13 protein-coding genes are annotated in these 13,473 nt (G+C 69.9%); 8 read left to right on the plus strand and 5 right to left on the minus strand.

The annotated features are described in order from the left end of the window. Positions 1 to 226: 226 nt before the first annotated feature. The 3 genes from ACFYMC_RS17625 to ctaD all read left to right on the plus strand — a co-directional run bounded on the left by ACFYMC_RS17625 (position 227) and on the right by ctaD (position 4,842). A complete protein-coding gene (locus ACFYMC_RS17625; protein ID WP_388525559.1) occupies positions 227 to 1,348 on the plus strand; it encodes a hypothetical protein in 1,122 nt (373 codons plus the stop codon). 225 nt (positions 1,349 to 1,573) lie between these two features. Then, positions 1,574 to 2,644, plus strand: coding sequence for a phosphatase PAP2 family protein (locus ACFYMC_RS17630; RefSeq protein ID WP_388525562.1), 1,071 nt, complete (start codon positions 1,574 to 1,576; stop codon positions 2,642 to 2,644). A gap of 512 nt (positions 2,645 to 3,156) precedes the next feature. Next, a complete protein-coding gene (gene ctaD / locus ACFYMC_RS17635) occupies positions 3,157 to 4,842 on the plus strand; it encodes a cytochrome c oxidase subunit I (protein ID WP_388525564.1) in 1,686 nt (561 codons plus the stop codon). A 204-nt stretch (positions 4,843 to 5,046) separates the two neighbouring features. Here ctaD and ACFYMC_RS17640 read toward each other — a convergent pair whose 3' ends face one another. Then, positions 5,047 to 5,565: a transglycosylase family protein gene (locus ACFYMC_RS17640; protein WP_388525567.1), complete on the minus strand. Its 519-nt coding sequence runs from the start codon at positions 5,563 to 5,565 to the stop codon at positions 5,047 to 5,049. A 304-nt stretch (positions 5,566 to 5,869) separates the two neighbouring features. Between ACFYMC_RS17640 and ACFYMC_RS17645 the strand changes: the two genes are divergently transcribed. Together ACFYMC_RS17645 and ACFYMC_RS17650 are read left to right on the plus strand one after the other, a co-directional pair. Further along, positions 5,870 to 6,664: a hypothetical protein gene (locus ACFYMC_RS17645; protein ID WP_388525674.1), complete on the plus strand. Its 795-nt coding sequence runs from the start codon at positions 5,870 to 5,872 to the stop codon at positions 6,662 to 6,664. A gap of 226 nt (positions 6,665 to 6,890) precedes the next feature. Then, positions 6,891 to 7,301: a hypothetical protein gene (locus ACFYMC_RS17650; RefSeq protein WP_388525569.1), complete on the plus strand. Its 411-nt coding sequence runs from the start codon at positions 6,891 to 6,893 to the stop codon at positions 7,299 to 7,301. A 74-nt stretch (positions 7,302 to 7,375) separates the two neighbouring features. Here ACFYMC_RS17650 and der read toward each other — a convergent pair whose 3' ends face one another. From der to ACFYMC_RS17670, 4 genes are all read right to left on the minus strand, one after another. Further along, on the minus strand, positions 7,376 to 8,824 hold the full coding sequence (gene der / locus ACFYMC_RS17655) for a ribosome biogenesis GTPase Der (protein ID WP_388525571.1): 1,449 nt from the start codon (positions 8,822 to 8,824) through the stop codon (positions 7,376 to 7,378). 104 nt (positions 8,825 to 8,928) lie between these two features. Further along, a complete protein-coding gene (locus ACFYMC_RS17660; protein WP_388525574.1) occupies positions 8,929 to 9,576 on the minus strand; it encodes a lysophospholipid acyltransferase family protein in 648 nt (215 codons plus the stop codon). Continuing rightward, positions 9,569 to 10,303 carry a (d)CMP kinase gene (gene cmk, locus ACFYMC_RS17665; protein WP_388525576.1) on the minus strand — a complete coding sequence of 245 codons (735 nt, stop codon included), beginning with the start codon at positions 10,301 to 10,303 and terminating at the stop codon, positions 9,569 to 9,571. Before cmk ends, ACFYMC_RS17660 begins: the two co-directional genes overlap by 8 nt. A gap of 138 nt (positions 10,304 to 10,441) precedes the next feature. Next, positions 10,442 to 11,530 carry a prephenate dehydrogenase gene (locus ACFYMC_RS17670; RefSeq protein ID WP_388525578.1) on the minus strand — a complete coding sequence of 363 codons (1,089 nt, stop codon included), beginning with the start codon at positions 11,528 to 11,530 and terminating at the stop codon, positions 10,442 to 10,444. Between the two features lie 312 nt (positions 11,531 to 11,842). Here ACFYMC_RS17670 and ACFYMC_RS17675 point away from each other — a divergent pair, with 312 nt between their 5' ends. From ACFYMC_RS17675 to ACFYMC_RS17685, 3 genes are all read left to right on the plus strand, one after another. After that, positions 11,843 to 12,187 (plus strand): DUF952 domain-containing protein, encoded by a 345-nt coding sequence (locus ACFYMC_RS17675; RefSeq protein WP_388525581.1) that lies wholly within the window; start codon positions 11,843 to 11,845, stop codon positions 12,185 to 12,187. A gap of 126 nt (positions 12,188 to 12,313) precedes the next feature. Then, a complete protein-coding gene (locus tag ACFYMC_RS17680) occupies positions 12,314 to 12,763 on the plus strand; it encodes a Rieske (2Fe-2S) protein (RefSeq protein ID WP_388525584.1) in 450 nt (149 codons plus the stop codon). Between the two features lie 9 nt (positions 12,764 to 12,772). Continuing rightward, positions 12,773 to 13,462, plus strand: a complete 690-nt coding sequence (locus ACFYMC_RS17685) for a DNA polymerase beta superfamily protein (protein ID WP_388525587.1) — start codon at positions 12,773 to 12,775, stop codon at positions 13,460 to 13,462. Positions 13,463 to 13,473 lie beyond the last annotated feature (11 nt).

The following is a 13,473-nucleotide window of genomic DNA, read 5'->3' on the forward strand; positions in this document are numbered from 1 at the left end:
CTCGGCGGACCAGCGCTGACGTCTGACTCCTCGTACTCCCAGGACGTCCGATCGGGGTCCGACACCGACAGGCGAGCGAACGGTCAGCGTACGCGAGTTCGGGGCGTCGTTGCGTGGTCAAGCTCTCACGGCCCCGACCCCCCGGTGTGGCGTACGCCACTCGACTTCCCGCGCGTGCACGGATGGTGACCACCTGTGGTGCCGGACCGACACCGATAATCATGCCGTGACTGATCTTGTTCCCCGGCGGGCCGCGCCCGCACTGCTCGGCTACGCGGCGATCCGGCTCCTGGGGGTGAGCACCCTCGTTCTGTGGGGGACCCTCGCGGGCAGCAGCGCACACACCTTGCTGGCCCGACGCTGGGACTCCCTCTGGTACACGCGGGTCGCCGAGTCGGGCTACGGCTACGCGGTGGTGCTCCCGAACGGCGACGTCCATTCCAACCTGGCTTTCTTCCCCCTACTGCCCTGGAGCGAACGCGCCCTGGCGGCCCTGACCCCGCTGTCGCACGCCGACGCGGGGCTGGCGGTGGCCTGGGCCGCCTCGCTGGCCGCCGCCTGGGGGATCTTCGCGGTCGGCGACCACCTGTACGGAAGGCGAGCCGCGACACTCCTGGTGCTGTTGTGGGCCGCACTGCCGGTCGGCGTCGTCCAGTCGATGGCCTACAGCGAGTCCCTGTTCACGGCCCTGGCCGCCTGGTCGCTGCACGCCAGCCTGACCGGGCGCTGGGTGACCGCCGGTGCGCTGGCCGCGTGCGCCGGGCTGACCAGGCCGGTGGGCGCGGCCGTGGTGGCGGCTGTCTGGGTCGCGGCCTGGCAGGCCCAGCGGATATCCGCGAACCCGCGCAGGCCACGGGCCGCACTGGTGACGGGTGTACTGCTGGCCCCGCTGGGCGCGGCCGGATATGTGCTGTGGGTGGGGTGGCACACCGGGGCGGGACCGTTGGGCTACCTGCGGGTGCAGGCCGGTTGGGGCAACGGCTTCGACTTCGGTCTGGCCTTCGCCGGCTTCATCGGGGACAAGCTCACCTCTTCGGCCTTCCCGGCCGGAATCGCCCTGCTCGTGGGCGTGCTGTTGGTGCTGTGGCTCTACCGGCTCGCAGTGCGCCAGGGCCAGCCCGCCCCCCTGCTCCTCTACACCGCCGTGGTGGTACTCCTGGCCCTGTGCTCCGCGGCCTACTTCGGCTCCAAACCCCGCCTGCTGATGCCCGCCTTCCCGCTCCTGCTACCGGTGGCCCTGGCCCTGGCCCGGTGGCGGGTGAGGCGGACGCTGGCGGTTTTGGCCCCCCTGGTCGCCGGCTCCGCCGCGTACGGGGCCTTCTGGCTGAACGGCTCCGGCCCACCGTGACGGAATTATTAATTCCAGGAGCCTCGCCGAACAACAGAAATAAAGCTCCAAGGAAATAGCCTATAAACAGTCCTTCACTCCCCCGAAAAGTCGATCAAGCAATTTCGAACGAATTGCCGCGCAGCTGGAAATAAGGCCCAGCTGAGACCAACTCCACATCACATCGTCATCACAAAGAGACCGATTGGAGCGGGTCGCGCACTCACGCGCTGTAACGTCCATTGGGTGCGTACCGATCAAATCTTCACCCGTCTGGAGCGGGTGTTCGCCCGCCTGGACCGTGAACCGGAACGACCGACCCATCTGCAAGTACCGCAGATGAGTCGGCACCGGGTCGTGCTCTTCGGGGCGACCCTGGCCTTCTACCTCGCCATCGTCGTAGCGGTGCTGACCACCTCGCAGCTGGTCCGGCTGGACTGGCAGGTGATGTTCTTCCGGCCCTACGAGCAGTGGCCCCAACTGCACGCCTTCCTCGACTACTTCGTGGTACTCGGCCAGCGCGGCCCGACCGCGGTGATGGTGGCGGCGTGGCTCGGCTGGCGCTCCTGGCGTCAGCACACACTGCGCCCGCTCCTGGCGCTGGGCGTGGCCCTGCTGTTGCTCAACGTGACCGTGGGTGCCGTCAAGCTCGGCCTCGGCCGGCTCGGACCGCACTACGCCACGCAGATCGGCTCGGCCGAACTCTTCGGCGGCGGCGATATATTCCCTTCCGGACACACCGCCAATGCCGTGGTGACCTGGGGGATACTGGCCTACCTCGCCTCGACTGCGCGCACCCGACGCAACCTGTCGGTGCTCTCCGCCGTGGTGGCCCTGGGCGTGGGGGCAACGACCGTCTACCTCGGCACGCACTGGCTCAGTGACGTGCTGCTCGGCTGGGCCGCCGGCCTGCTGATCCTGCTGGCCCTGCCCTGGTTCGAGCCTCTCATCACCCGAACCGAGGCGCTGGTGCTCAGCCGCCGGGACGCCCTGGTCGCCCGGATGCGTGCCACCGGAGCCTCCCCCGGCGCGCCCGTACTGCCCACTTCCGCACCGCCCGTGGTCTACGTCCGGCGGCCGAGCACTCTCTCCACCGAAGAGGTCGCGGTGGTAGCGGCCGGTTCCTCCGGCACCAGCCGGGCGGCTGGGCCGAGGCCCGGCGTCCACATCGTCTCGCGCTCGCACCTGGTGCGTGCCGACCTCCGCGGCGAGGTCCGCGGCGAGCGCCCCCCGCTCACCGCGGCGGGCGGGCGACGCCCAGCGCACGGTGAACGCACGGCACGCAACCCGTCTGTCCGGCCAGTCACCGGAAGCTGACGCAACCTCTCATTCCGGGCCGGTGACGGCCGTGGGGAACGGTACGCACACCCGCTCCCCCGCAACCGTCACCGGCCCGCTCCATGTCCGCCGGCGCAGTGGCGACCCCGATGAATGTCCCCGAACGATCACGCTTGTGTCACAGGACGTCGACAGTCCTGGGCTCGGTTCGACCTGCCCGCGCCAGAACTCCTGACGCCCTGTGACCGCCTTGCGGGAGAGGTATTTCACGCCTCGCCCCACAGAGAAATCCGCACGGTAATACCTCCTGAAAACCAGGAACGTTTCGCCATGGAATTCGGCGACCCGCGCATCCTGGCACGGCCTACAGAAGACCCCCACAACCGTCGGGCATTTCACCCGTCCTCCACGCCTTCCACACATCCGAGCACGCATCGAGATCAGCCCGGTCCAGCGGTATCCGGGCGCGTCCACGCCGACTCCACACCAACGGACTGGGAGCATCGGCACCGCAAGGACCCGAGCGGGCGGCCGTGGAGAAGGGGAAGCCGATGGGGACGCACACCACCACGAGCTTCACGAGGCCCGGGAAGCCGGGGCCCATCCGGACGCCGGGAAGGGTGATGGTGGCATGGTTGACCACCACCGACCACAAGAGGATCGGCCACCTGTACCTGGTGACCGCCTTCGGCTTCTTCCTGATCGGCGGGGTCCTCGCCCTCGTGATGCGAGCCGAGCTCGCCCGCCCAGGCCTCCAGATCGTGTCGAACGAGCAGTTCAACCAGGCCTTCACCCTGCACGGCACGATCATGCTGCTGCTCTTCGCCACCCCCACCTTCGCGGGCTTCGCCAACGAGATCATGCCCCTGCAGATCGGTGCACCGGACGTGGCCTTCCCCCGGCTGAACATGCTCTCGTACTGGCTGTTCCTCTTCGGCGGCCTGATCGTGCTCGGCTCGCTGCTCACCCCGGACGGCGCGGCCGACTTCGGCTGGTTCGCCTACGCCCCGCTCAACAGCACCGAACGCAGTCCCGGACTCGGCGCGGACATGTGGATCATGGGCCTCGCCCTGGCTGGCTTCGGCACCATCCTCGGCGCGGTGAACTTCGTGACCACGATCATCGGACTGCGAGCTCCGGGGATGACCATGTTCCGGATGCCGGTGTTCACCTGGAACGTGCTCTTCACCTCGGTTCTGGTGCTCTTCGCCTTCCCCGTACTGGCCGCCGCCCTACTGGTACTGGAATCCGACCGCCGCTTCGGCTCCACGGTCTTCCACGCCGAGAACGGCGGAGCGCTGCTGTGGCAACACCTCTTCTGGTTCTTCGGGCACCCCGAGGTGTACATCATCGCGCTGCCGTTCTTCGGGATCGTCACCGAGATCCTGCCCGTCTTCGCACGCAAACCCGTCTTCGGCTACGTCACCTTGATCGGCGCCACCATGACCATCACCGGGCTGTCCGTGGTGGTCTGGGCGCACCACATGTTCGCCACCGGCGCCGTCCTCCTGCCGTACTTCTCCCTGCTCTCCTTCCTCATCGCGGTGCCCACCGGCGTGAAGTTCTTCAACTGGTCCGGCACCATGTTGCGCGGCTCGCTCAGCTTCGAAACACCGATGCTGTGGTCGGTGGGCTTCCTCGTGACCTTCCTGCTCGGCGGACTGACAGGGGTGATCCTGGCCTCTCCCCCGCTGGACTTCCACGTCACCGACTCCTACTTCGTGGTCGCGCACTTCCACTACGTCGTCTTCGGCACGGTCGTCTTCGCCACCTTCGCGGGCTTCTCCTTCTGGTGGCCCAAGTTCACCGGGAAGCTACTCGACGAGCGACTGGGCCGCATCCACTTCTGGACCCTCTTCATCGGCTTCCACACCACCTTCCTCGTGCAGCACTGGCTGGGAGCCGAGGGAATGCCCAGGCGCTACGCCGACTACCTCGCCCAGGACGGCTTCACCGCGCTGAACACGGTCTCGACCATCGGCTCCTTCCTGCTGGGCCTGTCCACTCTCCCCTTCCTCTACAACCTCTGGAAGACCCACCACTGGGCGCCGAGGGTCGAGGTGGACGACCCCTGGGGCTACGGGCGTTCCCTGGAGTGGGCAACCTCCTGCCCGCCCCCACGGCACAACTTCCTCACCCTTCCGCGGATCCGCTCGGAGTCCCCCGCCTTCGACCTGCACCACCCCGAGGTGGCCCGGATCGCGCGCTCCGCCCCGGCCAGTCCCGAGCGGCCCTGAGCAGGGTGCTCAGCAGCCTCTGATGAGGATCCCGGGCCCCCCGCCCGCCTCTTTCGAGCTCCCCGCCACCGGTGACAGGAGCTCTCGGGCCAAGGCGCGCGACGGGTAAGGGCGTTCGCGGGTCTCCCCCCGGCCTTCGCGCCAGCGCCCGGCCGGTTCCCTCCCCGCCACCGCAGGTGTCGGGGCCGTTCTCCGCCTCGCGGGTCAGCCGTCCCGCCCCGGTACCGTGCGCGAGGGAAGCGGCACGGTCGGGCGGGCGCCCGCCGCGTCTTCAGGGAGACTCAGCATCGTGCCGGGCAGCAGGAGGGCGGGCGTGGGGCCGATCACCTCGCGGTTGAGTGCGTACAGGGCACGCCAGCCGCCCTCGATCCGGTAGGTGCGGGCGATCGCGTAGAGGGTGTCCTTGGGCCGCACCACGTGCGCCCGGCCGGTGAGGCCGAACCGCGCGCCGCAGACAGGCCAGGCTTCCCACCCCTGGGTAGCGAGCACGGCCTGCGCCACCGCGATCTGTTCCTCGCGGCTGGCGCGGTCGGCGCGGTCGGCGAAGCCCAGACCGCCATGCTCGACCCAGGTGGGATGCCAGAACTGCAGACCTCCGTAGAAGCCGTTGCCGGTGTCAGCATCCCAGCGGCCCCCGCTCTCGCAGTCGGCCACGCAGTCCCAGGGCCAACTCCCCTGCCCCGCGCAGCTCCTCGTGGCCGGTCGGGCCGCTTCCTGTGTCACTGGCGGGTCCACGGGCACAGGCGCCGCTTGTGCTCGACCCTCCAACAGCGGCCCGAGGCAGCAAGCCAGGACCACCGCGAGTGGCAACACCGCAGGATGGAGGAGAAGTCTGCGCATCGGGCCAGCGAAGCGCAGCCGCGGGCCGGGTGCACCCTGGCGCGCGAGGTGCACTCCACGCCCCACCCACTCAGCCGACTTGGCCACCCGTGCGTGACCCTTGCGCCCCTTCGCCCGTTGTGCAGAGGAGAGCCGGGGACCCCCCCGGCACCGCACGCCTAGTTCGAGGAGTCACCCCGTGTCGCGCATGCTCGACGTCAGTGATGACGTACGCGCCGAGATCGGCGACGAAGAAGCCGATTTGCTGCTCCGCGGCGAGACCGCGCCGGGCAGTTACGACTGCACGTCGTGCCGCACCCCGGGCGACTCCGAGAAGGAAGCCACCAGCACGGTGCTGTTCGTCGGAGAGGAGACGGCCGTCCTCGCCTTCGCCCATGCCAAGTGCATCCCCTCGCAGGTCGTCCCGGTGGCCGAGGCCCAGCTCCAGGGAGCGGTGGCGAGCATTACCGCGGACGCCTCCCCCGTGCCGCCGCTGGCCGCTCCTGAGGTATCCGGTGGGCAGGCCGTCCTGGGCATCACCAGTGGCCTGGTGTTGATCAAGGGTGACCTGTATCCGGCGCTCGTCGTGGAGCCGACCGCCGCGATCACGCGACCGGGCACCACCGGCCCCGACGACGAATTCCTTCAGCTGCTGATCGAGCAGGGCTTCATGCCGGTGAGCAACACCGACGAGGTTCCGTCAGTGCTTTCCGGTTGGTCGGTCCTCCTGGCCATGGGCCAGTTGCACGCCGTACTCCAGCCCGGCCCGGCCGGCGGGAGCCCGGTGGCCTGGTGGCAGGCGCACCAGGCGCTGCCGGTCACCGAGGGTTGGCGGACTGCGGTCAACCGCTCTCAGACGGTGCTGGTCTTCGCGGCACCGGTCGGATCGATCGGTGCGCAGGCGCGCGAGGACCTGCTGCGCGAGGCGCTGGACAAGGCTGCGGCCAACGGGCTGCTGGTCGGCGCGGCCATGCCGCTGGCCGGGGCGGCGGCGGGTTCTTAGCAGAGACAGGCGCCGTTGGCCTTCACGCGGCGCCGTCACCTTTCACATCACAGCAGTACACCTCAGGTGTTTGACACGCCGGGGGTGCGTGAGAGTCCTTGCGCACCCCCGGCAATCTGTGATTCCCCGCTTCGGCCCCGCATCCGACAGGCCCCGAGGTCGTTGCAGGTACGTGCACTCATACGACCCCTCCCGCCACCAGCCGTACCCGAACCACATCCCTGCGATGCGCCCCGCTTGGGATCGGGATGCGCAGACCGGCCAGTCGCACACCCCGATCTTCGACGCGCTCTACTCGGAGTACCGCAGGGCGTTTCGCGCACTGCCCGGCGACAGATCAGGCGAAGACTTCACCGCATTCGGATCACCCTACGGCCGGAGCATCACCGCACACCCCGGCGGGTCCGCGTGGGGATCGTCCTGGGGCAGCGGTTGGGGCGGTTGGGACAACCCCCACTGGACGGCCGCGGACGGCCAGGGGCAGCAGAGCGGGCAGACCGGGACCTGGCCGTCCTCTTTCACCACCCAGACCGGGCCCGGTACCGGCCCGGTACCGCAGCATCCGGCCGGAACCGTTGGATACCAGGGGGCCCACGCTCCGGCGGCGCTTCCGCCGGCGCCCCGTAGGGGCGTGTGAAGACGGCCGGACACGCCGAGAAGGCGACGGGGACGCGACCCCATCGCCTTCTCCCACTCGCCCCTACCGGGCGGCTACTTCTTGCGCCCGCGCTTCTCCCGCACCCGCACCGAGATGTGGATCGGGGTGCCCTCGAAACCGAACTCCTCGCGCAGCCTGCGCTCGACGAAACGGCGGTAGCCGTGCTCCAGGAATCCGGAGGCGAACAGCACGAACCTCGGCGGCTTGGTCCCCGCCTGGGTGCCGAAGAGGATCCTCGGCTGCTTGCCACCGCGGATCGGGTGCGGGTGCGCGGCGACGAGCTCACCGAGGAAGGCGTTCAGCCTGCCGGTCGGAACCCGCGTCTCCCAACCCGCGAGGGCGGTCTCGATCGCCGGGACGAGCCTTTCCATGTGCCGTCCGGTCACGGCCGACACGTTCACCCGCGGGGCCCAGGCGATCTGGCCCAGCTCGGTCTCGATCTCGCGCTCCAGGTAGTAGCGCCGTTCCTCGTCGAGGGTGTCCCACTTGTTGAAGGCCACGACCATGGCACGGCCGGCTTCCACGGCCATGGTGATGATGCGCTGGTCCTGGACGCTGATGGTCTCGCTCGCGTCGATGAGGATGACCGCGACCTCCGCCTTCTCCAGAGCGGCAGCGGTACGCAACGAGGCGTAGTAGTCAGCGCCGGACTGCAGGTGCACCCTGCGACGGATACCGGCGGTGTCGATGAACTTCCAGGTGACACCGCCGAGCTCGATCAGTTCGTCGACGGGGTCACGGGTGGTACCGGCCAGTTCGTTGACTACGACCCGCTCCTCGCGGGCCACCTTGTTGAGCAGCGAGGACTTGCCGACGTTGGGGCGGCCGATCAGCGCGATCCGGCGCGGTCCCCCGATGGCGGTGCCGAAGGTCTGGGCCGGTGCGTCGGGCAGGGCCTTGATCACCTCATCCAGCATGTCGCCGGTGCCCCGACCGTGCAGGGCGGAAACGGGCATCGGCTCGCCCAGGCCGAGCGACCACAGCATGGCCGCGTCGGCCTCACCCGAGGCGCCGTCGACCTTGTTCGCGCACAACACGACCGGCTTCCCGGCGCGGCGCAACAGCCGGACGACGGCCTCGTCGGTGTCGGTGGCCCCGACAGTGGCGTCGACCACGAAGACCACCGCGTCGGCAGCCTCGATGGCGTACTCCGCCTGGGCGGCGACGGAGGCGTCGATGCCGAGGACGTCCTGTTCCCAACCACCGGTGTCCACCACCTTGAAACGACGCCCGGCCCATTCGGCCTCGTAGGTGACCCGGTCCCGGGTCACACCGGGGCGGTCCTCGACGACGGCCTCTCGGCGCCCGATGATCCTGTTGACCAGGGTCGACTTGCCGACGTTCGGGCGGCCCACGACGGCGAGGACGGGCAGTGGGCCGGCGCCGGCCTCCTCGATGGCGCCTTCGACGTCCTCAAGGTCAAAGCCCTCTTCCGCCGCGAGCTCCATGAACTCCGCGTACTCGGCGTCGCCAAGCGCTCCGTGGTCGTGCTGGTCGTTCATGAAGTCCGTTTCCTCGTCGTTCGTGGTGATCGGTGGCATCCGCAGCGCGGGTCCACTACTGAAGGTTCGTACTGGTACCGACAGTCTTGTACGGAAAGTCTCGCCTAGCGGCCGGTGAGGCGCCTGGCATTTGCCAGGTGGGCGGTCAGCTGGCCCTGGATCCGGACCGTCGCCTCGTCAAGGGCCTTGCGGGTACGCCGGCCACTGCCGTCACCCGCATCGAAGGCCTCGCCGAAGACGACGTCGACCCGGCCGCGCAGCGGCGGCAGGCCCGCTATCAGCCGGCCGCGACGGTCTGCGCTGCCCAGCACGGCCACCGGGACGATGGGAGCGCCCGACCGTACCGCAAAGTAGGCGAGGCCGGCCCGCAGTGAGGCGAAGTCGCCCTCGCCCCGGGTGCCCTCCGGGAAGATGCCGAGGACGCCGCCCTCCGACAGGACTCCGAGGGCCTTGCTGATGGCCGTGCGATCGGCGCCCGCCCGGTCCACCTTCAGCTGCCCGATGCCGCGCAGGAAGGGATCGAGGGGCCCGACGAACGCTTCCTTCTTGATCAGGAAGTGCACCGGCCGCGGGGCGGTGCCCATCAGCATGGGGCCGTCGATGTTGTGGGCGTGGTTGACCGCGAGGATGACGGGGCCGGTAGCCGGCACCCGCCAGGCACCCAGCACCCGGGGGCGCCAGAGACCGTACATCAGGCCGATGCCGATCCGGCGGCCGACGGCCGCTCCGCGCGGTGAGGCGGATTCACTCATGCCCGACCCGCCGCCCGGTTTTCTCGATCGCGCCGCGTCGGTCCTCCACCAGGGTGACCACGCGGTCGATGACCTGGTCGAGGGTGAGTGTGGTGGTGTCCACCTCGACAGCGTCCGACGCCTTGGCCAGCGGCGAGACCTTGCGGCCGGAATCAGCCGCGTCCCTCCTGACGAGCGCGTCCTTGGTGGCGGCGAGGTCAGCGGCGTCCTTGCCCTTCAGCTCACCGCTGCGGCGAGCCGCCCGGGCCTCGGGGGAAGCGGTGAGGAAGACCTTGAGGTCGGCGTCGGGCAGCACCGTCGTGCCGATGTCCCGCCCCTCGACCACGATGCCCCCTTCAGCCTGCGCGGCGATGCTCCGCTGCAGCTCGGTGATCCGGGTGCGCACTTCGGGCACCGCGCTGACCGCACTGACGTTGGAGGTGACCTCCTGGGTGCGGATGGGGCCGGCGACGTCGACGCCGTCGACGGTGATCGTCGGGGCGTGCGGGTCGGTACCGGAGACGATCACGGGCTTGGCCGATGCGACCGCGATGGCCTGGGGGTCCTCGATGTCGATGCCGTTGGTCACCATCCACCAGGTGATGGCCCGATACTGGGCGCCGGTGTCCAGGTAGCTCAGCCCGAGCTTGGCGGCCACGGCCTTGGAGGTGCTGGACTTGCCCGTACCGGACGGACCGTCGATGGCGACGATCACTGCGGCGGGGGCGGTCCGGGCGGTGGGTTCCACGGTGTCGGGCACCTTCCTGGTAGCGCGGTGGAGGAGGGCGCGCGAAAACGCCCCCTGCCAAGGTTACCGAGTCGCGGAAGCACCCTGACACCCGCGCGCTGGCGGGGACCGTGACCTGGAGGCCGGCGCTACTGCTGCCTACTGCTGCCGCAGGGCCCAGCCGCGCTCGCGCAGCTCAGCGGTCAGTGCGGCCACCGCCCTGGGTTCAACCATCAGCTGCACCAGGCCGGCCTGCTGTCCTGTGGCGTGCTCGATACGCACGTCCTCGATGTTGACACCGGCCCGCCCGGCATCCGCGAAGATCCGCGCGAGCTCGCCCGGCTGGTCGCTGATGAGGACGGCCACCGTCTCGTACGTGGTGGGGGCCGCCCCGTGCTTGCCCGGCACCCGTTCACGTCCGGCGTTGCCCCGGCGCAGCACGTCCTCGATCCCCTCGGCGCCCTCGCGCCGCTTGCCGTCGTCAGCGGACTGCAGGGCGCGCAGGGCCCCGACGGTCTCCTCCAAGTCGGCAGCCACGGCGGCCAGCACGTCGGCCACCGGCCCGGGGTTCGCCGAAAGGATCTCCAGCCACATCCGGGGCTCGGAGGCGGCGATGCGGGTGACATCGCGGATGCCCTGACCGCACAGCCGCACCGCGGTCTCATCCGCGTTGCGCAGCCGGGCCGCGACCATGCTGGAGACGAGCTGAGGGGTGTGGGAGACGAGCGCGACGGCCCGGTCGTGGGCGTCGGCGTCCATCACCACGGGCACCGCTCTGCAGAGCGCAACGAGTTCCAGGGCGAGGTTGAGCACCTCGGTGTCGGTGTCGCGGGTAGGCGTGAGCACCCAGGGGCGGCCCTCGAAGAGGTCCGCGGTGGCCGCGAGCGGTCCGGAGCGTTCCTTGCCCGCCATGGGGTGCGTGCCGATGTACCCGGTCAGGTCGACGCCGAGGGCCTCCAGGCCCCTGCGCGGCCCGCCCTTGACGCTGGCCACGTCGAGGTAGGCCCGGGCCATCCCCTGGGCGATGGCGTCGGCGAGGGTGGCCGCGACGTGCGCCGGCGGGACGGCGATGATCGCCAGGTCCACGGGGCCCTCGGGCGCCTCGTCCGTGCCGGCCCCCAGAGCTGCGGCCGTCCGGGCGTTGGCCGGGTCGTGGTCGACCAGGTGGACGGTGACCCCACGCCCGGCGAGGACGAGCGCCGCCGAGGTTCCGATCAGTCCGGTTCCGATGACGACGGCGGTTCTCACGGGCACTCCCTGGTCAGCTGAGGCACGGGGCCTGGGGTGTTCACCCTAAGGGCTGTCCGGCATTACCCGGTGGGTCGGCGTGCGGCGTCAGCTGCGGTGCGGCGCGAGGCGGAGCGTCGCCTTCATATCGGGAGTGTTCGGGCGCACGACGACGGCAGATGCGCCGGCCCCACCGAGAGGGAACCCGCTGTCTTCCTCCACCACCGGGCCCGCACGGGCGCACCCGCTCCGCACTTCGCCCGCGCCACTGTCCGATGGTCCCGCCACCTGGGTTGTTCCGTTCCCCCCGCCCTCCTGCGGTAGAACGTCGTCATGATCTTCCATGTGGTGACACAGGCCGACTGGACAGCCGAGCCGGAACTTCCCTACGCCCCGCAGGATCTGGAGTCGGTGGGTTTCGTGCACTGTTCGGCGGACCGCCCCACCGCTGTCGCCATCGCGGGCCGTCACTACCGCGACGAGCCGGGCCCACTGCTCGCGGTCGAGATCGACGAGCGGGCGCTCACCTGCGAGGTGAGCCGTGAGGGCGCGACGAGCGCCCGATATCCGCACGTGTACGGCCCGATCGAGCGGGCGGCGGTGCGCCGGGTGTGGGAGATTCGCCGGGAAGCGGACGGCACCCCGGTGGACCTGGTCCCCTGGTTTCACGGGAGTTGAACCGGAATCCTGTGTGCGCCGTGCTTCTGCTGAGGCCGGGCGCCCGTCAGGATGCTGCTGGCCACGACTGGGAACAACGGGGCGTCCGCGCGGACGCCTCGACGTAGGACGAACAGGGAGACGTTCATGAGCGACATCACGCGCCGACGCACGGTCTTGGCGGCGGGTGCAGCCGCAGTGGCGGCCACGGCACTGAGCGCCTGCGGAGAGAGCACCGAAGGGGGCAGCGACACGGGCGGCTCGACCGGTGGCTCGGACACCGCGGGCTCGGCGCCCGGCGAGGTGGCCGGCGGCGTCCTGGCGCAGACGGCGGACATCCCGGTGGGCGGCGGCAAGGTGTTCAAGGACGAGAAGGTCGTGGTGACCCAGCCCGCGGCGGGTGAGTTCAAGGCGTTCTCCGCGGTGTGTACGCACCAGGGCTGTCTGGTGGACAAGGTGGTGGACGGCACCATCGACTGCCCGTGTCACGGCAGCAAGTTCAAGGTCGCGGACGGCGCGGTGGCCAATGGTCCGGCGACACGTGCGCTGCCCGAGGCGCAGATCAAGGTCGAGGGCGGTTCGATCACCCTGGCGTAGCCTCTGGCCATGCCCTTCTCCGCTGAGGCCCTGGTGCGCGAGCACACCGTCTACTCCTGTGTGATGGGCTCGCGCGCCTTCGGCCTGGCGACAGAGGAGAGCGATACCGATCTGCGTGGTGTCTTCGTGGCCCCGACGCCGCTCTTCTGGCGCCTCGAGATGCCGCCCACCCACGTGGAGGGCCCGGCGGCCGAACAGTTCAGCTGGGAGATCGAACGGTTCTGCGAGCTCGCGTTGCGCGCCAACCCGAACGTCCTGGAGTGCCTCCACACGCCTCTGGTGACGCAGATCACCAGAACTGGACGAGAACTCCTCGACCTGCGCGAGGCCTTCCTCTCCCGGCGGGCCCACATGACCTTCGCCCGCTATGCCGCCGGCCAGCGGACCAGACTGGCCGCGGACATCGGCAAACACGGCGCTCCGCGCTGGAAGCACGCGATGCACCTGTTGCGGCTGTTGGTCTCCTGCCGCGATCTGCTGCGCAGCGGAAACCTGATCATCGACGTGGGAACGGAACGGGACTACCTGCTCCAGGTCAGACGAGGAGAGATTCCCTGGCCCAGGGTGGAGGCCCGGATGAACCGGCTCACCGAGGAGGTTGAACGGGCCGCGGCCACCACTTCGTTGCCCCAGGAGCCGGACCGGGCTCGGGTCGAGGACTTCCTGGTGCGCACCCGGCGGGCTTCCTCCCTGGAGTAACCCGCCGGCCG

The organism is Streptomyces sp. NPDC006879 (assembly GCF_042869595.1).
GTDB lineage: Bacteria > Actinomycetota > Actinomycetes > Streptomycetales > Streptomycetaceae > Streptomyces.